The following is a 20,838-nucleotide window of genomic DNA, read 5'->3' as shown; positions in this document are numbered from 1 at the left end:
ATGAATAAATAGCGCAACCACAATTGTAGTTTACCCTTTAAATTGCCTGAAAGAAATTATTTTTCACATAAATTATTGCTTTTATTTAAGACTGCAAATATACGATTGTGTTTTAACTTATAAAAAAAACCACACTGTATTTTAGTACATTGTGGTTTAATGTGGTTGATAGGCTACTGTATGCTATATTTTTTTGAGCGTAATTTTCATTTCTTTACTGTCTAATATCAGCTGATCATCTGTTATAGTGCTTTCACAAGGATATGGAGTTCCTGTTTCATCTTTTATCACTAAGCTTTTTCCACCTTTTGTCAAGGCAAAAGTACCATTATTTATTTCATTTTGTAAATATCCCGTAACGTGTCCGTCTTCTGTAAAAGTAAGTGTTCCGTTAGTCAGAATCACATTTTTCAAAGAATCAGAAAGAGGTGTTTTTGGCTCAACCGCAGTAATTTTCCAGGAATTTACAAGTTTGTTTCGGCCTTTGTGACATGAAACCATTACTACTGCTAATAGTGCAATTGCGAAGATAAATAAGTTAGATTTTCTCATGATTTTGTGATTAAAGTTAGACATTAGAAAATTACAAAAATATTTTTGATTAAAAATCTAAATATCAAACATTTACAATAATAATTTCACAAAACAATGATCGCAACCAGCAAAATAGTATTTTTCAGGTATAAAACAAAACCCTCAGATCCTTAGTAACTTAGATTCTTATCCGCTAAAAAACTATTTTAAAGTCAAAGCACCCAAAATCTCTTCGTACATAAATGGTCCTCCCGGATATTTGGCAGTATAATCCAGATTCATCCAAACCTGACCACGCTCATCGATATGATAATGAATCTTTTTGCCATAACTTTCTTTTACAAAAAGCACATTTTTAATCAAATAATTGACCTTTTCCAGATCAATTAGAGAACCTATCAAAATCTCAGGATAAATGTGTCCTTTAGTATGAATTAATCTTGGTGTTCCGCCAATAGATCGAATTGCGGCGGCCATTAAAATAGAATGATCATCGCAATCGCCTGAAAAATATTCTAAAGATTCGCTCGCTGTAGCAATATAATCGCCTTCTTTAGGATCATTGACATAATTCCAGCGACTGTTAATCTCTTTAAAGACTGCAAAACACTGAATAATGGTTCTGTAATCTGAATATCCTTTTATTCCTTTAAAATGCTTTGACGTAGCCATTATGGCAAAATTGCGAACCTTTGGATTCTGATATTCGATCGCATTAATAATTTTGGACTTATTAGGAAACGGAAGCAGTTTTGCAACAATGATATCTTGCGGAAAGGGATTATCAGACATCGTATAAATCATAGAATTATAATCTTCTGAAATTTCACTAAAACCATAATTACCAATTACAGTTCCATACACAAGAACCAATAAATAAACCGCAATACACAAAATAATAATGGTTCGCAGGTACATTAAGAGAAAGAAAATAGCTGTAAAAACAAAAATGAAGATAAATACACGGTCTAAATTAAAAGCCCATTCTAAATCTATCAGATTTTGATGCAGTATGATAAAAATCGGAATCGTAATTAAAAGACTCAAAAGCATGATAATAATCCTATCCCAGGGTGATTTCACCTGTAATTTAGATTTTAATTGCGGAAAGTCAATTTTAGGAAAATTTATCATAAGATTCAAAAGCAGTTATCACAGCGCTTTTACAGTTTCAACAAAAGTACTTTTTTTATCAATAATTCCGAGATCAAATAACTGATTTTGAATTTTAATAAATGCTTTTTCGCTCAAATTCTTTTGAGACCATTGTGTAAGTTTCAGCCATTCCTGAATATCTTCAATTTTTTGATTGAAAAGTTCTGATAATGTTTTGTCTATATTGGGAATCTGGGTAAAATCGCGTGTTGTTTTGTTTATTATTTCTAATATTTTTTCAACAATTTTCGGGTTCTTTTTCAGGAATTCATCGCGAACAGTAATTACAAATGACGGCCATGGAGTAGGGCAGTCGCCAACTCGTCTAAAAATACCCTGATCAACAAGCGGTTTAGTCATAAAACGTTCCCACATAAAATAATCAGCAGTACCTTTTGTCAGGGCTTCTACAGCTCCATCGATTGTATTTATGATTTCAAATTGCAGATCATCCGTTTTCCAGCCATTTTCATGTGCATTTACATAAGCCATTAATTGCGATCCTGAACCTATTCTCGAAATCGCTACTTTTTTATCCTTAAGATCTGCTACAGTATGAAAATTGGATCCTGCAGCAACGTGAATTCCCCAAATTAAAGGAGACTGAACATAAATCTGAACAATTTTACTTGGATTACCGGCAACAATATCTTTTACAATACCTTCAGTTAAAATTACAGCAATATCAGCTTCACCATCACGAAGCATCTGACACATTTTGCCAGTACCTTCAGGAATGTTTTTCCATTGCAAATCAATGTTTTCAGCTTCAAATTCGCCATTTTCGATGCATAAATGCCATGGCAAATTGAAGTGTTCCGGAACACCTACAATTTTTACAGTTTTCATTAGTTTAAGTTTAAGTTAAGTTTGGATGCGTATGCTAAGTTTTTTGTTTGTTTAGTTTTTTAATAAATCAGTTCTGTGTTTATCAGAAAGACAAGGTTCTTCAATTTCTATTATTGAATTGGATTCGTATTCAGCCAATACACTTTTTACAATCGAATAGTCGGTATTTTTAACTACTTCAACAGCAAAAAAAGTATCATTGAGGCTTTCGGAGATACAATTGATTGTTTTTAATTTTTCTATAATTATTTCCTTGTCAAATTCTTTTTCCAATAGTAATATTTGAAGAATTGAATTCCCAGAGATCTCTATTGTTTCTTTATGCATGAAGAACTTTTCATTTTCATCATATTCTGCACGAAAAATATCGTCTGTGGCAATCAAAGGTCCAAAAAACGGAATATTATCTAATTTGAAATATCCTTTATCCAGATCCACAATTTCTGCCCACATTGTTTCTGAAACAATCTCTTCTAAGTATGTACTATAATATTTAAATAATATTTTTTTATGTGTTTCCTGCATTACTAAATTTACTAATTAATTTCATCTATTATTGCCTTCAACGGCGACAAAACAATACGATAACCGTCTGGATCCAGAAACATTTTTCCGTTTTCATTCCAAAAAGGATTACTTGCAGTTATGATTGAAATGTTGTTGTGTATAATCTTATCCAATAGCATATTATAATCTAAAATTGATTTAGGATAAAGCACTATAACATCATCCGGATCGAAAGTATGGTTTGCTTTTGTATCAGATTTTGTGAATTCAAAATGCCATTCTAAACCTGATTTTCCAATAAAAACACCATCATAATTATTATGATTCTGAAAATTTCCCAAGAGCTCAAAACCCAAAATATTGATGTAGAAATCTATAATTTTATCTAAATCATCTGTATGTCTGGCTACTCTTAAAAACATAATCTAAGATTTAATCTGATTAATATGATGTTCTAAATGGGCTACATAATCCGTCATAAGAAACTTTAAATCAATTACAGATTCATCACTCAAAACAATTTTAAAGTTTAAAACATTCTCATCAACACTTTTCATAATCCTGATAATTTGCTTGTTTACTACAAACCACAACTGTGTCAGATCATCAATATCCATTGTTTGATATTGATTTAAATTTACTAAATCTATTTGATTATAGGGTCTGTGCTGATAAGGTTTTTCTACATAATTAATTTCTGTAAAACGTATCAGATTATGAATCGCTGAATCTGCCAAATGTCCTATAATCTCTTTTTTAGACCATTTTCCATTTTCTTTAGTTTCTAAAACATCGTTATCTATTGTTGGAAAATAGTTGACATTTTCTAATAATAAATTTTCAAATTTAAGAATAGCGTCCTGCATGAATTATCTAATTTTCAAATTGACTAATTCCCTGATTACTTCTGAGCCAACTTATTCAATGTATAAGCAATCAATTCATCGACAGCCTTATAAGGATCTTCGCTAAAAGTTCCGGATGCACGATTGGCAATAATAGCATTCAATGATAATGCATTATGTCCTAAAAGCGCTGAAAGCCCATAAATTGCTGCAGTTTCCATTTCTAAGTTAGTAATTCTTTCGTCATTAAAATTAAAATTATCCATTTTACTGTTTAATTCTTCATCCTGAATATTCAAACGTAAAACGCGTCCTTGTGGCCCGTAAAATCCTCCGGCTGTTGCAGTAATTCCTTTAAACATTTTATCTGATTCTATTATTTTTTCTAATTTCTCAGAACAAGCAATTGCATACGGCCTTCCTTTTCTAATATCCCAATTCGTGTGGTTGATAAAAGCATCCTCAATCGCAGCGTTCGACACTTCATCGATCAGGTAGGAGCGGAGCATATTGTCTAATCCTAATCCAAATTTAGACATTACAAAACTATCCACAGGAATATCAGCTTGTAGAGAACCAGAAGTTCCAATTCTGATAATATTCAATGAAGTCAGGTTTTCTTTTGGCTGACGTGTTTTTAAATCGATGTTAACCAAAGCATCTAATTCATTTACAACAATATCAATATTGTCAGGTCCAATTCCGGTTGACATTACAGATATTCTTTTGCCTTTATAAATTCCCGTCTGAGTTTTAAATTCTCTTTTCTGTGTCGAATATTCAATCGAATCAAAAAACTGTGTGATTTTTTCTACTCTGTTTTGATCTCCAACAAAAATTATATCGTTTGCTATATGTTCAGGAAGAAGATTTAAGTGATAAACGCTTCCGTCCGGATTAAGTATTAATTCTGAATTTTGTATCATTTTTTTTTAGGTTCTAAGTTACTGAGTGACTAAGGTTCTGAGGTTTTCTGTCGGGCGCTAACTTTTTTTGCCCACGGATTTGACGGATTGAACAGATTGTCACAGATTTTTTTATGCTTCTATGTTTTTTTTTTTCGTAGAGGCGCACAGCAGTGCGTCTCCTTGTTTATATAAAAGTGTCTTGTCTAATTATTACGCCAAAGCTTTGCGATCTCTGCACTTTCATTAAAACTTACAATTATAATTCTTCGCGTTCTTTGCTGTTATTTTTTTTAAATCTAAAATCTAAAACAACTAAAGCCAAAGCTTTGCTATCTTTTATTTTTATAAAAAAAACTATTATTATAATTCTTTGCGTTCTTTGCGGTTAAAATTTTTAATCTAAATTCTAAAAGCTAAAACACCTAAAGCCAAAGCTTTGCTATCTTTTATTTTTATAAAAAAACTATTATTACAATTCTTTGCGTTCTTTGCGGTTAAATTTTTAATCTAAATTCAAAAATCTAAAATACCTAAAGCCAAAGCTTTGCGATCTTTTATTTTTATAAAAACCTATTATTACAATTCTTTGCGTTCTTTGCGGTTAAATTTTTATACAGTTTGGAATTTGGAATTTAAAAAATTTGGAATTTAGTAATCTAACCACCAACACGCTTCGTTTTAAATCCTTTTGCTTTAAGGATTTCCATGATTTTATCCCGATAATCACCCTGAATAATAATCGAAGCATCTTTAAAGGTTCCGCCAACGCTTAATTTCGTTTTAATTTCTTTCGCCAGGATTTTAAAATCTTCGTCAGATCCTTCATAACCTTCGATAATAGTTGTGGCTTTTCCTTTTCGTTTTTCGAATTTACAAATCATAGGCTCTTTTTGAATAAAAAGAACATGATCTTCTTCCTGAACTGCTTCAGGTTCATTTGATTCGATGTGATCAGGGAATAAGTTTTTTAATTGATCTTGTAAGTCCATAAATTTTTAGGCTAAAATAAATCTCAATAGTTCTGGTTTGTAAAAAATTAAATTCCAAATCCCAATTTGATAGTTTGGAATTTGGAATTTAAAAATTGTAGATTTAAAAGTTTACTTTTTTATTAAACCTAAATCTACTAAACGTTCGTATAAATAATCTCCCGCAGTAATATCTTCGAATTTCTTAGGATTCTCAGCATCAATACAGTTTTCTAAACAATCCAGACGCATATCGCTGACAGGGTGCATAAAAAACGGAATGGAATAACGTGAAGTTCCCCATAATTCTCTTGGTGGATTTACTACCTGATGAATCGTCGATTTTAATTTATTGTTGGTATGTCTTGACAGCATATCCCCAACATTAATTACCAATTGATCGTCTTCTGCGATAGCATCAATCCATTCGCCATCATGATTTTGAACCTGTAATCCTTTTCCCTGAGCGCCCATTAAAAGCGTAATCAGGTTAATATCTCCGTGAGCAGCTGCACGAATCGCATTTTCTGGCTCAGAAGTAATTGGCGGATAATGAATTGGTCTTAAAATAGAGTTTCCGTCATGAGCATATTTGTCAAAATAAAACTCATCTAAACCTAAATGCAAAGCCAAAGCTCTTAATACATAAACACCTGTTTTTTCAAGCATTTGGTACGCTTCTTTACCCACAACATTAAAACGGGGCAATTCTGCTACTGCTACATTTTCAGGATATTCTGAAGCATACTTAGAAGCAGCATCAACATACTGGCCAAAATGCCAAAATTCTTTCAAATCCCCTTCTTTACGTCCTTTCGCATGTTCTTTTCCAAAAGATACATAACCTCTTTGCCCGCCAATTCCGGGAATCTCATAATTATGCTTAGTTTCTACTGGCAAAGCGAAAAATTTTCTAATTTCGCTATAAAGCTCGTTTACTAACTGATCATCTAAAAAGTGACCTTTTAGGGCTACGAAGCCAATGTTTTCAAATGCACTGCCGATTTCATTTACAAATTTTTGTTTACGTTTCGGGTCGTCCGAAAGGAAATCACGTAAGTCTACACTAGGAATGTTTTGCATACTTTACATTTTTATTTAAAGAATGAAAGGTGGTATAAAGGCCTTTCAATAACAAAGGTAGAGAATATTTTAGATTTGAATTTTAAAAGTTATATTAAAATTAAATTATTATAACAAAAATTAATAAAATTGTTATAATTTTCTATATTTGAAACACTAAAACAACGAACCAAATGATCTTTTACAGACAAAACCTTACTGATGCTCAATTATTAGATTTATATAAAAAAATACTTAAACCACGCCTGATCGAAGAAAAGATGCTGATCTTAATTCGGCAGGGAAAAGTTTCAAAATGGTTTTCCGGAATAGGGCAGGAGGCAATCGCAGTAGGTGTTACCGCTGTTTTAGACGAATCTGAATACATATTGCCAATGCACAGAAACCTAGGAGTATTTACTACAAGAAATATTCCGTTGCATAGATTGTTTTCGCAATGGCAGGGAAAAGCAAACGGCTTTACAAAAGGCAGGGATCGCAGTTTTCACTTTGGAACACAAGAATATAAGATTATCGGAATGATTTCGCATTTGGGTCCACAATTAGGAATCGCAGACGGAATAGCCTTGGCAGATAAACTTCAAAAAAATAAGAAAGTCACAGCTGTTTTTACGGGAGAAGGCGCAACAAGCGAAGGAGATTTTCATGAAGCACTGAATATAGCTGCTGTCTGGAAATTACCAGTAATGTTTATTATCGAAAACAATGGCTACGGACTTTCGACTCCTGTAAACGAACAATACGCCTGTGAAAACCTCGCTGATAAAGGTGTTGGCTACGGAATTGACAGTTATATTATTGACGGAAATAATATTCTGGAGGTTTACAATAAATTGTCTCAGCTGAAAGAACATATGCAGGAAAATCCGCATCCGGTTTTATTAGAATTTAAAACCTTTAGAATGCGCGGTCATGAAGAGGCGAGTGGCACAAAATATGTTCCGCAGGAATTAATGGACGAATGGGCAGCGAAAGATCCGGTAACCAATTATAGAAATTACCTAACTGAAATTGGAGTTCTAACTTCAGAATATGATCAACAATTGCATGCTGAAATCAAGCAGGAAATTGACGAAAATTTGGCTATAGCAAATGCAGAACCGGAAATTGTACCTACCTATAGCGGAGAATTAGATGATGTTTACAAACCTTATCAATTTGAAGAAGTTAATCCTACTGAAGAAATAAAGAATATACGCTTTATTGACGCCATAAGATACAGTTTAGAGCAATCTATGAAACGTCATGGAAACCTTGTAATTATGGGCCAGGATATTGCAGAATATGGCGGCGCTTTTAAAATAACAGATGGTTTTGTAGATCTCTTTGGAAAAAACCGCGTACGAAATACGCCAATCTGTGAGAGCGCAGTGGTTTCGACCGCAATGGGATTGTCTATCAACGGTTATAAAGCAATTGTAGAAATGCAGTTTGCTGATTTTGTTTCGACAGGATTTAACCCAATCATAAATTTATTAGCAAAGTCGCATTATCGATGGGGCGAAAATGCCGATGTTGTGGTTCGAATGCCTTGTGGCGGAGGAACTCAGGCGGGACCATTTCATTCTCAGACTAATGAAGCGTGGTTTACCAAAACTCCGGGATTAAAAGTTGTTTATCCGGCTTTTCCATATGATGCAAAAGGTTTATTGAATACTTCTATAAATGATCCGAATCCGGTGTTGTTTTTTGAACACAAACAATTGTACAGAAGCGTTTATCAGGATGTTCCCGTTGATTATTATACGATTCCTTTAGGAAAAGCAGCTGTATTGAAAGAAGGAAATCAAGTTACTATCATAGCTTTTGGAGCTCCCGTACATTGGGCGTTAGAAACCTTGGCAAAGAATCCTGAAATTAGTGCTGATTTAATAGATTTAAGAACTTTACAACCTTTGGATACTGAAACAATTTTTAATTCGGTTAAAAAAACAGGAAAAGTAATTATCTATCAGGAAGATACTTTGTTTGGCGGCATCGCGAGCGATATTTCGGCCTTAATTATGGAGGAATGTTTTGAATACCTTGACGCTCCGGTTAAAAGAGTCGCAAGTTTAGATTCCCCAATTCCGTTTACAAAAGCACTAGAAGATCAGTTTTTACCAAAAAATCGTTTTGAAGAAGTTTTATTCGAATTATTGAAATATTGATTACAAATTGCAAATAGTTTTGCATAAAGAACATTTTTTTTATCTTTAAACCATTAAAAAATTAACTTATGAAAAAACTATTTGTTTCATTTTTTGCAATTACCTTACTTTTTTCTTGCAATAAAAGTACTAAGTCTAACGAAGATAAAGCTTTAGACGCAAAATTCGATAAGTACAAAGATGGCTTTGTTACTGATTTATGGAAAATTAATCCAGGTTGGGCGTCAGGTGTTGGCTATCACAAACTAGACAGCATTTTAGTTGTTCCGGATGCTAATGATGAAAAGAGACAACTTGATTTTGCCAATGCTCAATTGGATTCTTTAAAACAATTTAATCCTGAAAATTTGTCTGACAATAATAAGACTGATTTTCAAATGATTAAAAATCAACTTGAAGGTACTATTTTTAGCGTAAAAGAATTAAGATCATCAGAGTGGAATCCTTCTGAATATAATGTTTGCGGAGCTTTTGCAGAGATTCTAAACGGAAAGTACGATTCTCTTGATGTTCGTTTGCGTGCCTTTAATGCTAAATTGAACAATGTTCCTGCTTATTATGAAGCGGCAAAAAAGAACATTAAAAATCCAACTATCGAACATACAGATCTTGCAATAGCGCAAAATCTTGGTGGCTCATCGGTTTTTGATGCTGATTTAGCTGCTGCTTTACAACAAAGTAAATTAAGTGCTGCTGAGAAAAAGGAGATCCTGGATAAAGCAAAAGTGGCTAAAAAAGCAATTACAGATTATGCTGATTGGTTAAAGACAACTCCAAACAAAACCCCGCGTTCTTTTAGATTAGGAGCTGCATTATATGCGAAGAAATTTAATTTTGATATTCAGTCAAGCTACACGGCTGATGAGATTTTTAAAGTTGCAAATGATCACAAAAAAGATTTGCACGATAAAATGTTTGTTCTGGCTGATAAACTTTGGACAAAATACAAAGGAAATGAAGCTAAACCAACAAACAAACTCGAATTAATCAAACAAGTTATTGATAAAATCTCGTTACAGCACACAACTCCTGAAAAGTTTCAGTCTGAAATCGAGAAACAAATTCCGGAATTAACAGCTTATGTAAAAGCAAAAGATTTATTATACATTGATCCTTCAAAACCTTTAGTGGTTCGTAAAGAACCGGCATATATGGCCGGAGTTGCAGGAGCATCTATTTCTGCGCCCGGACCTTATGACAAAAATGCAAATACGTATTATAATGTAGGCAGCATGACTGGCTGGACAGCTGAAAACGCAGAAAGTTATTTAAGAGAATACAATGATTATATTCTGCAGATTTTAAATATTCACGAAGCCGTTCCGGGACATTACACACAATTGGTTTACAGTAATCAGTCGCCAAGTATCATCAAATCTATTTTAGGAAATGGTGCAATGGTTGAAGGATGGGCTGTTTATGCAGAAAAAATGATGCTGGAAAGCGGTTATAAAAATTCTGATGAAATGTGGTTAATGTATTATAAATGGAATTTAAGAGCAACTTGCAATACAATCTTAGACATTAGCGTTCACACTAAAAACATGTCTAAAGAAGCAGCTTTGGATTTGTTGACGAAAGAGGCTTTTCAGCAACAAGCAGAAGCTGATGGAAAATGGAAACGTGTAACTTTATCTCAAGTTCAATTGTGTTCTTATTTTACAGGATATACAGAAATTTACAACTTAAGAGAAGAACTTAAAAAACAAGAAGGAGATAAATTCAATTTAAAAAAATTCCATGAGAAATTTTTAAGCTTTGGAAGTGCTCCGGTAAAATACATTAAAGAATTGATGTTGTCTCAAGAGTAAACTCTAACAACATTTTATAAAAAAAGGTTTGATGAGAATTATTTCTTATCAAACCTTTTTTAATTTTTAGCTTTTAAAATCAGAAAAAATCGTTTTTTATCCGCGTTTTGCTTTTAGCAATCCGTTTTATCAGAGCTTAATATTCTAAACAATGACCACCAGTCGTTTACCATCAGAAACCTCTCGGGTCCAGGCTTCTTCAACAGCAATCAAAGGAACAGTTTCAATATTCACTTTCAGCTTATTTTGAGCAGCTAAAAGAAACATTTCAGGAAGTATTTCTGAGAATAATAATTTTACATCTTCTTTTGCCCAGCTTCCTAATCCGGAACCTGATAATTGCAAATCCACACTTCTTAAAATTCCTGATGATAACTGAATAGTATCACCCGCCATTCCTCCAATAGTAACATATCTTACTTTGGTCGTAAACGATCCGTTTCCTTTTAAAGCCGTAAGAATTAATTCTGCGGGATGTCCCCATAAATAATCCAAAACAATATCAATAGGAGTATTTAGGTGAATTTTTTTAAGCTGTTCGATAATTGTTTCATCCTCTTGTTTTAGAGAAATAACTTCATCAGCGCCTAAAGCAAAAAGACTTTTAAGTGTTTTTTCGTTTCTTCCGGTAACAATTACCTTTTTTGCTCCGTAATGTTTTGCAAGCTGAATTGCCATTTGCCCGGTAAAACCTGTCGCGCCATTTATTAAAACAGTCTCGCCTGATTTTATACCGGCCTTAAATTTAAGCGCCATGGCTGAGCCTGCCACTGCATTAGGCAAAGAAGCAGCGATTGCATCACTAATTCCTACAGGTAATGGGACAAGTATGTTTTTATCGATAATCGCTTTTTCGGCAATTGTACCCGTAATTCCACGAGCATAAACTCTAGTGCCATTTTCTAGTAAACCAACGGCATCACTGCCAATGACAAAACCATTTTGATTATCGTTTTCAGAAGAATAATGTTTTCCACTGGCTTTTCCTTTATCAAGATTAGTAATGGCAACGGCCTTAACCGAAAGTAAAACCTGGTTTTCGTTTTGCACAGTTGGTGCTGCAAATTCTGTATATTTTGGTAACTCGCCTTTTTTATAAACTACTGCTGCTTTCATAATTATTAAATTTTATAATGCAAATTTAGACTGCTGTTTACCGGCCAACGATAACATTTGTTATCAAATACAATCAGAACTATTTATTGTGAACTAATTTACTTTTTATCCTGCTTAAATGAACGGTGCTTATACCAAGATAAGATGCAATGTAATGTTGCGGAACACGCTGAATAACCTGAGGTCTTTCTTTAATTAAATTAAGATAACGCTGAATAGGAGAGTCCTTTATAAACGAAACAAAATGTTTCATGTAATCAAATGTACGCTCAAAAAGCATATTAATTAAACGGTCTCTTAATTCCGTAATTTCTTTAATTTCTTCTAATATTTTATCGAGATCATCTTTATGAATCCACCAAATAATCGAAGGTTCTATCGTTTCAATCACAACCGGACTCGGAAACTTTTTCATAAAACTTTCGATAGAAGCAACACTTTGATTTTCAAAAAAGAATTGAGTTGTTAGGTCTTTTCCATTATTATTGAACCAAACCCGGATACAGCCCTTTTCGATTATAAAAAGTTTTTTCGAAATTTCTCCTTCTTCTAAAAGTACAGTCTTAGTCGGAATTTCAATACGAGTAAAACATTTAATGTAGGAGTTCCAGCGTTCATCATCGATAGGAAATTTATTTCGGAATTGATCAAACATATATAGTTATTTGATTATTGTACAAATTTATCTCCTGTGGCTTTATCAATAAGTACCAGCAAATCATACCCCAATACATATGTTTTTAATTTAGGATCGTCAATTTTTAGTTTATCCTGCTTTACAAGGCGTCTTATAGGTCTTAAATCATAAACAACCCATTCATTCTCACCAACTTTTTCGAAAAAAGGCAAAAACTCTTTGAATTCTTCGAGACCATTATAAGCCACTATTGCCTTACTGTTATCCACTGGAGACATTCCGTTAATAGTGCCTTGTTTACCTATAACAATAATATGCAATGATTTTTTACCGGCAGCATCAGCTAAATTATCAGCAAGATTACTGATTTCAAAACTTCCTCGGGAAGCGTGATTTCCTCCGAGTTTAAAAAGCAGTTTTGGAATTTTAATTTCATCTGCCGTAATATAAGGATACAAATAATTAAGTAAATTTTTCTTCATAAGACTTACTCGTGCTTCGTAACTTTCATTCGCGAAAATTGGAATACTTGTCTTAAGATCTCTTAACATTTTTTGACTGACCTGACTTTCATTTCTAAAATCATACAGCAATGAATCTACTTCGGATACTTTCATACGATAAGCCATAAAATCACTGTATTTATTGGAATCACCAAAAAGTGGGAAATCATTTTTAGCAAATTCATCGGCCTTTTTTAATGCAATTTTTTTATTAGAAGCTTGTTTCGCAGTCGCCGCAAGTGTTTCAAAAAAAGTAGGTATGGATAAAAAATTAATTTCATTAACACCCCAAATAGCGATCTTCGAAAGTGTCATTTTGTGAATTAGATTCATTTCTTCCTGCCAACTGTAGAAAGCAAAATCATAAGGTTTACGTTTAAAATAATCAGAGTAGCCTGCCGGATTTTTAGCTGTTTTTTCTAATTGGGCTGCAGTATAAGGATCTATTTCAACAACTAAAGCTTTAGGTTGTAATATATCTGCAATTTTTCCAGAGAAAACAGGAACTTCTGCGACACCATGCTGTTCGCCTACAAATACAATATGTGAATTAGTTACTTCTTTTTTAATTAAATCCCAGCCTTTACCTTCAAAATTTCCATTTTTATAGAGAAATACATTTTTAGTAAGGAGGCTATCAGGAACTTTGTTTACAGTTTGGGAAAATCCAGAGGGTATAAATGTTGTAACAAAAAGAGCAAGTAAAATATTTTTCAGGTTCATTGGTAAGTTTTTAGAGTAAGACTCAGGTTGTTCTTTTTTGTTACAAGCATTAATTAAATAAAAAATCTTAATTTAAATTTGATTCCAACTTCCCAAAAAACTTTCTTCTAAAACAACTCTTTTTATTTAAAAGCAGATTATCTAATTTCACAAACAATTAAAAATAAACTTTCTAATCCTTATTTAATTAGTTTCTAATTCAAACAATTGTACCTGACTTTTTAAGCGATCAACCAATAAATTCATCATCCTTTTGTTTAAACTTGATGAGTTCTGAATATAAATATCGTATTCTTCAATGGTAAAAAGCGCCATGATAATTCCTTTTAGGGAATTTCTGAATTTGATATCTTTCTGAATAGAATTTTCGATCGTTTGCAATTTCTTTTCGACAGTATACGAATAGAAATCAGCTTTGTTTTTATTTACGTAATTGATAAAAACCGCAATAAACAAATCATTCTGAAGTTTTAAAATTGGTCTAATCGTTTGATTTTGAAACAATTCATCTGGCGAAGATTGAGCACTTACAGTTCCTAAAGTCTCTCCTCTGAATTCTCTTAAAAAAGCGTCTCTATCTTCCATGTTTTTTCTTTAAATTTAGAAAAAATTCCAATACAAAATTCTTTTACCTAAATTAAAATTATGAGATTTCATACCAGAAAATGGGTCAAACCCGAAGATTTAAATCCAAACGGAACTTTATTTGGCGGGAAATTATTAGCCTGGATTGACGAAGAACTCGCGTTATATACCATAATACAACTAGAGAACACAAGAGTCGTGACAAAATACATGTCAGAAATCAATTTTAAGAGCTCAGCCAGACAAGGGGACATTGTTGAAATTGGAATTGACGTCGTGAAATTTGGCAATACTTCTTTGGTTTTGACTTGTGCCGTTAGAAACATGATGACACGTGAAATTATCATTACAATTGACCAGACCACAATGGTTAATTTAGATGAAAACGGAAAACCAAAAGCCCACGGAAAGACACAAATAGAATTCGTAAAAGACCGATTATAAATTTCTATCCTATAAGTGATATTAAGTTCATTAAAAATTAACCTTTAATTTTCTTATATCACTTACATGGTTTTAAAAAGAAACACTAATGAATATAAAACTTTTATTTCCCCTTTTTCTCGTTTTTATGCTTGTTTTTTCATGTAATTCTAAAGACGAAAAGAGTCAATACAAGCATATTGTATATCACGCCGTAAACGGAAAAGACACGGCCATTTTAAAAATAAATATAAATGACAAACGCTTTTACGGGAGTTATGAAAGATCTTATTATCAGCAAGGAAAAGATTCCGGCGATGTTAGGGGAGATATCAAAGGAGACACGTTAAGAGGGGATTTTCATTATATTTCAAATGGCGGAAGCTGGAAAAGGATTCCATTAGCGTTATTAAAGAAAGATAAAAAACTAATCTTAGGAAACGGCATCATTACAACTTATTTCAATCTTCCGTGTTTTATGCCCGGAACTCCCATAGAATACCATAATTCAAAATTTATTTTTGAAGAGGTGAAAAAGTAAATAGTTTTGAGTCGCAGTTTTTAGTTAGACTGTCTGCGACTCAAAACTTAAAACTAACTAAGCGGCCCTATTGTTGATGGCAATTCGAATATTTCCAGATCAAAATAAATGACAGAAGCCATAACATGATCAAAAATATCGGCTTGGATATATTCGTAATTAGCCCAGCGTTTGTCACTCGAAAAAGCATAAATCTCTAACGGAACTCCGTGTGCTGTTGATTGCAGCTGACGACACATCATATGCATATCTTTGTTCAGTCCTGGATGCGTTATCAAATATTGAATAATATATTTTCTAAACAAACCAAGATTTGTCATATTTCGACCATTAAGCGATAGCGATTTATCGACCTCACGCAAATCATTATATTTTTCAATTTCAGCCTGTCGCGTTTCAATATAAGAACTAATAAGCTGAACACGTTTCATGTGATTAAGATCATCATTATTCAAAAAACGAATACTGCTGCTTTTTATCAGAATATGTCTTTTAATACGTCTTCCGTCAGATTTTTGCATTCCGCGCCAGTTCTGGAACGAGTCAGAACTTAAAGCATAGGTTGGAATTGTGGTAATTGTGTTGTCAAAATTTCGAACCTTTACAGTCGTCAGATTAATTTCGATCACATCACCATCAGCACCAAATTTATCCATTGTAATCCAGTCACCAATACGAACCATATCGTTAATCGCAACCTGAACACTAGAAACAAAACCTAAAATGGTATCCCTGAAAATCAAGATAATAATTGCCGAAAGCGTTCCTAAAATAGTCAGTAATTCACCTTGTTTGATTCCGAATAAAGTCGAAATAATAAGTGCGACACCAAAAATCCAAAGAACAATCATAATAACCTGAATAAAGCTATCAATTGGTTTGTCGCTATATTCCGGCTTTTGTTTTAAATAATCCCGTAAAGCATTAAAAATCGTTCTTATGATCCATAATGAAATCAAAACGATATATACACCAACTATTTTTCCAAAAACAGACTCCCAGTACTCATACTTGTCCAAAATAATTGGAACAGCCTTATAGATAAAGAAAAACGGAATTAAATACGCTGTGTATTTTGTAGTTTTATTGTGAATTAAATAATCGTCAAACTTTGTTTTGGTTTTTTGCGCAAATACAGCAGTCAAAGTAACCAAAACAAATTTTGCGATATAATAAATAGCAAAAGCCAATGCCACCAGAATGACAATATTAAGAATGAGGCTGATGTAAGACGCAAAATTGCGGCTCATTCCCCAATCTCTAAAAAGAGGGTATAAAAAATTAAATATCTTATCCAAAAGCTTATGCATTACTTTCTAAATATTTTTTCTCGATATAAAAAGTTCCAAAAGGAACAAGAGAAGCAATTTGTATGATTCCGAAAGTTTTTAGATCCCAATTTTGCGGTTTTCTAAGCAAAAATGCCAACAAAACATAACCAATAAATAAAACACCGTGCGCCATTCCTAAAGGACGTAATAAAGTATGATAAAGTTCCGGATTATTGTTTTTGATAACGAGCATATTAGCGAATAATACTAAATAAGAAATTCCTTCTAAAATTGCGGTAACTTTGAAAATCTTGAGCATCTGTATGTTTTTTTAAATTTAATCAGGCAAAATTAAGTAATATGGTTGGTTTATGCGGTATGAATCAAGAAAGTAATTTACTTTTGTAATCTTAAACTTTGATAATGAGTAAACGCGATCTAAAAAAATATCTGACCGAATTGAGCAAAGAGCAACTCGAAGAGCAAATTATCGAGTTGTACGAAAAATTTAGTCCGGTAAAAGTCTATTATGATTTTGCATTTAACCCAAAAGAGGACAAACTTCTCCAGGAATGTAAAGTTAAAATATCACATGAATATTTCCCAATAAAAAAGCCCAATGCAAAATGGCGTCCAAAAGCAAAAATGCGACGCTCTGTGGCTCAGAAATATATCAAACATTTTATAGTATTGGGAGTAGATCCTTTTGTAATTGCAGATATAATGCTTTACAATATTGAAATAGCACAGACTTATTCATCAAACAATTTTATTAAGCAGGAATTATTCTACAAAAGCATGTTCAATTCATTTGAGCAGGCAGTAAATTTTGTAATTTCTAATGGAATTTTAACTGATTTCAAAGACAGGATTTTTTCGATACAACAAGAAACTCTTCAACAAAAATGGAAAAACAAGTATGATTTTGAGGCCATTTTAGAGAAAATAGACTTATAAAGACTTTTCTCATAAAAAATCTTATTTAAAAAAATCATTTATTTTACGTTAAAATAAGATGAATAACTGTTTTTTCGGTGTATTTTTGCAAAAATCCAAAAATAAACAATGTCTCAAAACACTTTAGAAATAGAAAGAGAAGAGAAAAAAGAACTTTATGCATACCAAAAAGGCGATATCGATGCCATTTTTGAACGTTTAGACAATGCTCCTTCGAAACATCATTTATTATATCAATTGCCTACAGGTGGTGGAAAAACAGTTATTTTTTCTGAAATCGTGCGTCGTTATTTAGCAAATAATGATAAAAAGGTAGTGGTTTTAACGCACCGTATTGAACTTTGCAAACAAACCTCAAAAATGTTAAAAGGGTTTGGTGTTTCTAATAAGATAATCAATAGTAAAGTAAAGGAATTGCCTGACCAAAACGAATTTTCGTGTTTTGTTGCCATGGTTGAGACTTTAAAAAACCGTATCAATGATGAAAAATTACATCTTGATAACATTGGTTTGGTTATTATTGATGAGGCGCATTACAATTCATTCAGAAAATTATTAAACTCATTCAAAAATGCTTTTATTCTTGGAGTAACAGCAACACCTTTGAGTTCGAATATAAAATTACCAATGCACCAGAGTTACGATGAGCTTATTGTGGGAGACACTATTAGCTCATTGATCGACAAAGGTTTCCTGGCAAAAGCAACAACCTATAGTTATGATGTGGGATTAACATCACTAAAAGTAGGTATTAACGGAGATTACACCGTAAAATCGTCAGATGATTTGTATACGAATACCATCATGCAGGAAAAACTTTTGCATGCATATACAGAACGCTCTTTAGGCAAAAAAACCCTGATTTTCAACAACGGTATTCATACTTCATTATATGTGTACGAAACGTTTAGAGAAGCCGGTTACGACATCAGACACCTTGATAATACAAGCAGTTCTGAGGAACGTAAAGATATCCTGGCGTGGTTCAAAAAGACACCGGATGCTATTTTAACTTCTGTTGGAATCTTAACTACAGGTTTTGATGAACCAACAGTTGAAACTATCATTTTAAACAGAGCGACAAAATCGCTAACTTTATACTATCAGATGATTGGTCGTGGATCTCGTAAATTACCTGGTAAAGATGAGTTTACAGTGATCGATTTAGGTAATAATGCGGCACGTTTTGGTTTATGGAGTGAGCCTGTTAACTGGCAGCATATCTTTAAATCCCCTGAATTTTATTTGGAGAATTTACGTGATGATACTGAAATCGAATTGTATTTTAAATACAGTATGCCACCGGAATTACGTGCGAAATTCCCAAAAACTGCTGATGTTACTTTTGATGTTGATGAAGAACATAAACTAATCATCAAACAAAACTTACGTTCTAAAGTAGTATTAGACAAATCATTAGAGCAACACGCAGCAATGTGTGTAGACAATACTGAAACCCTGCAGGAAGCAAAATCATTAGGAAAAGAACTAGATGACGATATCGATTGCCGTATCAAACGCTATTCTAAATGTTTGAGCCAATGTAGTAAAAACTACCGTGAATGGTTAGTTGACGATTACAAACTGAAAATGGTTTTATTAATTGGTAAAAAATACCGTGAAAAAATCATGAACGAACCGGATGAATAGAAAAAGCTTGTTTCAAGTTTATTTTTCTGAGGTTTTTTAGTTTCAGGTTTCAAGTTTCAAGTTTATTGGAATCTAAACAAAATCATAATCTTAAAAGGAGAAATCGCATTTTAGAGTAATTCATTCTATTGCGATTTCTCCTTTGGCAAATTACCAAAAACTTATTTTTAAGTTTTTAAAGCAACCTGAAACTTGAAACAAATAAAAACAAAATAAACAAAAAATAAAGATGTCTAAACAATTCTCAGCATTAGGAATTTCAGCACCAATTTTAAAAGCGTTAAGCGAATTGAACATTGTTGAACCAACAGAAATTCAACAAAAAACAATTCCGTTGCTTTTATCTGAAAGCCATGATGTTGTAGGTCTAGCCAAAACCGGAACAGGTAAAACAGCCGCTTTTGGATTACCATTACTACAATTGATTGATACCGAATCGCCAATTGTTCAGGCTATAATTTTAGTACCAACGAGAGAACTGGGACAACAAATATTCAGAAATTTAGAAGATTTTGGAAAACATATTCCAAATATTTCTATAGCTGCAACTTGTGGCGGAATCCCAATAAAACCACAAATTGAACGATTATCGCAACCCACACATATTGTTGTAGCAACTCCGGGACGTTTAATCGATTTGATTCAGCGCAAAGCTATTGACTTAAAACAAACAAAGTTTTTAGTTCTTGATGAAGCCGATGAAATGGTTTCTATCCTAAAAGAAAGCCTGGACGAAATCGTTGCTGAACTTCCTAAAAAACATAGAACTTTATTATTCTCAGCTACTTTACCGGGAACAATTAAACAACTAATCCAGAATTACTTAGATAAAAATGTAGTTCAGGTTAGCGCTAATATGGAAACTGTTGGTAACCAAGGAATAGATCACGAATATATTGTTGTTGACCCAATTGAAAAATTAGATGTTTTAATGCATTTTTTAAATTCAAAAGACGGTGAACGCGGAATCATCTTCTGTAAAACTAAAGCTGCAGTAAATAAATTAGCAAAAAACCTTGCCATAAATCGTTTTTCTTCTGGAGCGCTTCATGGAAGTTTATCTCAGGGAATTCGTGACAGAATCATGGAACAATTTCGTGAAGGACATATCAATATTCTGGTTGCAACTGACTTAGCTGCAAGAGGAATCGATGTAAAAGAAATCTCTTATGTAGTCAATTATCATTTACCGGATACTTATGAAAACTACGTTCACCGTAGCGGAAGAACAGCAAGAGCAGGAGCAAAGGGACTTTCTTTAACCGTTTTACAACAAGAAGAAGTAGTAGAAATTCCCGAATTCGAAAAAGAATTAGGAATTAAGTTTACACAATTCCAGAAGCCTTCAGTAGTAAGTTTAGAAGAGAATAATACGCTTTTATGGGCGAAACAAATCTTTAAAACAAAACCAAATCATGATATTTCTGATGATTTGAAAACGAAGGTAAAAACTGTTTTTCATCATCTTACTAAAGATGAATTAATTGAAAAACTAATGGCCAATTATGTTCTTCAAAATAAAGTTGAAGTAACCGAAAAACCTGTTAAAAAATTCAAAAAGTAATATTTCAGGCATTTGAAATTGTAAATTTATGTTGTACATTTAGGTGGTATTTTTTTAA

Annotated in this window: 22 protein-coding genes; 7 read left to right on the top strand and 15 right to left on the bottom strand. The window is 32.8% G+C overall.

Annotated elements, in window-relative coordinates:
• Nucleotides 1–183: 183 nt before the first annotated feature.
• The 9 genes from QLQ94_RS17040 to QLQ94_RS17000 form a co-directional block, all read right to left on the bottom strand.
• Nucleotides 184–552, bottom strand: a complete 369-nt coding sequence (locus tag QLQ94_RS17040) for a hypothetical protein (protein WP_271334851.1) — start codon at nucleotides 550–552, stop codon at nucleotides 184–186.
• Nucleotides 553–735: 183 nt separating this feature from the next.
• Nucleotides 736–1,668, bottom strand: a complete 933-nt coding sequence (locus QLQ94_RS17035) for a transglutaminase-like domain-containing protein (RefSeq protein WP_271334852.1) — start codon at nucleotides 1,666–1,668, stop codon at nucleotides 736–738.
• A gap of 18 nt (nucleotides 1,669–1,686) precedes the next feature.
• Nucleotides 1,687–2,538 (bottom strand): substrate-binding domain-containing protein, encoded by an 852-nt coding sequence (locus QLQ94_RS17030; protein WP_271334853.1) that lies wholly within the window; start codon nucleotides 2,536–2,538, stop codon nucleotides 1,687–1,689.
• 51 nt (nucleotides 2,539–2,589) lie between these two features.
• Complete coding sequence (locus tag QLQ94_RS17025) at nucleotides 2,590–3,063, bottom strand: DUF4265 domain-containing protein (RefSeq protein ID WP_482497920.1); 474 nt, start codon at nucleotides 3,061–3,063, stop codon at nucleotides 2,590–2,592.
• A gap of 11 nt (nucleotides 3,064–3,074) precedes the next feature.
• The gene (locus tag QLQ94_RS17020; RefSeq protein WP_482497918.1) at nucleotides 3,075–3,467 is read right to left on the bottom strand and encodes a VOC family protein; all 393 of its coding nucleotides are present in this window, start codon (nucleotides 3,465–3,467) and stop codon (nucleotides 3,075–3,077) included.
• A 3-nt stretch (nucleotides 3,468–3,470) separates the two neighbouring features.
• Nucleotides 3,471–3,911: a DinB family protein gene (locus tag QLQ94_RS17015; RefSeq protein ID WP_482497916.1), complete on the bottom strand. Its 441-nt coding sequence runs from the start codon at nucleotides 3,909–3,911 to the stop codon at nucleotides 3,471–3,473.
• Between the two features lie 35 nt (nucleotides 3,912–3,946).
• On the bottom strand, nucleotides 3,947–4,816 hold the full coding sequence (locus QLQ94_RS17010) for a nucleoside phosphorylase (protein WP_271334857.1): 870 nt from the start codon (nucleotides 4,814–4,816) through the stop codon (nucleotides 3,947–3,949).
• Between the two features lie 638 nt (nucleotides 4,817–5,454).
• Nucleotides 5,455–5,787 carry a translation initiation factor gene (locus tag QLQ94_RS17005; protein WP_482497914.1) on the bottom strand — a complete coding sequence of 111 codons (333 nt, stop codon included), beginning with the start codon at nucleotides 5,785–5,787 and terminating at the stop codon, nucleotides 5,455–5,457.
• 111 nt (nucleotides 5,788–5,898) lie between these two features.
• Nucleotides 5,899–6,849, bottom strand: a complete 951-nt coding sequence (locus tag QLQ94_RS17000) for an isopenicillin N synthase family dioxygenase (protein WP_271334859.1) — start codon at nucleotides 6,847–6,849, stop codon at nucleotides 5,899–5,901.
• Nucleotides 6,850–7,022: 173 nt separating this feature from the next.
• Here QLQ94_RS17000 and QLQ94_RS16995 point away from each other — a divergent pair, with 173 nt between their 5' ends.
• Nucleotides 7,023–8,999, top strand: coding sequence for an alpha-ketoacid dehydrogenase subunit alpha/beta (locus QLQ94_RS16995; protein WP_482497912.1), 1,977 nt, complete (start codon nucleotides 7,023–7,025; stop codon nucleotides 8,997–8,999).
• Between the two features lie 68 nt (nucleotides 9,000–9,067).
• Complete coding sequence (locus QLQ94_RS16990) at nucleotides 9,068–10,810, top strand: DUF885 domain-containing protein (RefSeq protein ID WP_482497910.1); 1,743 nt, start codon at nucleotides 9,068–9,070, stop codon at nucleotides 10,808–10,810.
• Nucleotides 10,811–10,954: 144 nt separating this feature from the next.
• On the opposite strand, the gene QLQ94_RS16985 is transcribed toward QLQ94_RS16990, so the two are convergent.
• The 4 genes from QLQ94_RS16985 to QLQ94_RS16970 form a co-directional block, all read right to left on the bottom strand.
• Nucleotides 10,955–11,926 (bottom strand): quinone oxidoreductase family protein, encoded by a 972-nt coding sequence (locus QLQ94_RS16985; protein WP_482497908.1) that lies wholly within the window; start codon nucleotides 11,924–11,926, stop codon nucleotides 10,955–10,957.
• Nucleotides 11,927–12,005: 79 nt separating this feature from the next.
• A complete protein-coding gene (locus QLQ94_RS16980) occupies nucleotides 12,006–12,581 on the bottom strand; it encodes a Crp/Fnr family transcriptional regulator (RefSeq protein ID WP_482497907.1) in 576 nt (191 codons plus the stop codon).
• 14 nt (nucleotides 12,582–12,595) lie between these two features.
• Nucleotides 12,596–13,789: a hypothetical protein gene (locus tag QLQ94_RS16975; protein ID WP_482497905.1), complete on the bottom strand. Its 1,194-nt coding sequence runs from the start codon at nucleotides 13,787–13,789 to the stop codon at nucleotides 12,596–12,598.
• Nucleotides 13,790–13,972: 183 nt separating this feature from the next.
• On the bottom strand, nucleotides 13,973–14,374 hold the full coding sequence (locus tag QLQ94_RS16970) for a glyoxalase (RefSeq protein ID WP_427401316.1): 402 nt from the start codon (nucleotides 14,372–14,374) through the stop codon (nucleotides 13,973–13,975).
• A gap of 60 nt (nucleotides 14,375–14,434) precedes the next feature.
• On the opposite strand from QLQ94_RS16970, the gene QLQ94_RS16965 reads away from it, so the two are divergent.
• Together QLQ94_RS16965 and QLQ94_RS16960 are read left to right on the top strand one after the other, a co-directional pair.
• Nucleotides 14,435–14,818, top strand: a complete 384-nt coding sequence (locus QLQ94_RS16965) for an acyl-CoA thioesterase (protein ID WP_041516175.1) — start codon at nucleotides 14,435–14,437, stop codon at nucleotides 14,816–14,818.
• Nucleotides 14,819–14,906: 88 nt separating this feature from the next.
• Nucleotides 14,907–15,338 carry a hypothetical protein gene (locus QLQ94_RS16960; RefSeq protein WP_482497903.1) on the top strand — a complete coding sequence of 144 codons (432 nt, stop codon included), beginning with the start codon at nucleotides 14,907–14,909 and terminating at the stop codon, nucleotides 15,336–15,338.
• Nucleotides 15,339–15,391: 53 nt separating this feature from the next.
• Here the strand turns inward: QLQ94_RS16960 and QLQ94_RS16955 are convergent, their stop codons facing one another.
• On the bottom strand, nucleotides 15,392–16,648 hold the full coding sequence (locus QLQ94_RS16955; protein WP_482497901.1) for a mechanosensitive ion channel family protein: 1,257 nt from the start codon (nucleotides 16,646–16,648) through the stop codon (nucleotides 15,392–15,394).
• Nucleotides 16,641–16,928, bottom strand: coding sequence for a DUF3817 domain-containing protein (locus QLQ94_RS16950; RefSeq protein WP_271334869.1), 288 nt, complete (start codon nucleotides 16,926–16,928; stop codon nucleotides 16,641–16,643). The genes QLQ94_RS16955 and QLQ94_RS16950 overlap by 8 nt, the downstream gene beginning before the upstream one ends.
• A 104-nt stretch (nucleotides 16,929–17,032) precedes the next feature.
• Between QLQ94_RS16950 and QLQ94_RS16945 the strand changes: the two genes are divergently transcribed.
• The 3 genes from QLQ94_RS16945 (at nucleotide 17,033) to QLQ94_RS16935 (ending at nucleotide 20,780) form a co-directional block, all read left to right on the top strand.
• Nucleotides 17,033–17,566 carry a DUF6155 family protein gene (locus QLQ94_RS16945; protein WP_482497899.1) on the top strand — a complete coding sequence of 178 codons (534 nt, stop codon included), beginning with the start codon at nucleotides 17,033–17,035 and terminating at the stop codon, nucleotides 17,564–17,566.
• 108 nt (nucleotides 17,567–17,674) lie between these two features.
• Nucleotides 17,675–19,216, top strand: a complete 1,542-nt coding sequence (locus QLQ94_RS16940; RefSeq protein ID WP_271334871.1) for a DEAD/DEAH box helicase — start codon at nucleotides 17,675–17,677, stop codon at nucleotides 19,214–19,216.
• A 229-nt stretch (nucleotides 19,217–19,445) separates the two neighbouring features.
• Nucleotides 19,446–20,780, top strand: a complete 1,335-nt coding sequence (locus QLQ94_RS16935; RefSeq protein ID WP_271334872.1) for a DEAD/DEAH box helicase — start codon at nucleotides 19,446–19,448, stop codon at nucleotides 20,778–20,780.
• Nucleotides 20,781–20,838 lie beyond the last annotated feature (58 nt).

This window comes from Flavobacterium sp. B114r, from assembly GCF_056824125.1.
The sequence above is the reverse complement of the archived record's forward strand: the minus strand, read 5'-3'. Positions and strand labels throughout refer to the sequence as shown.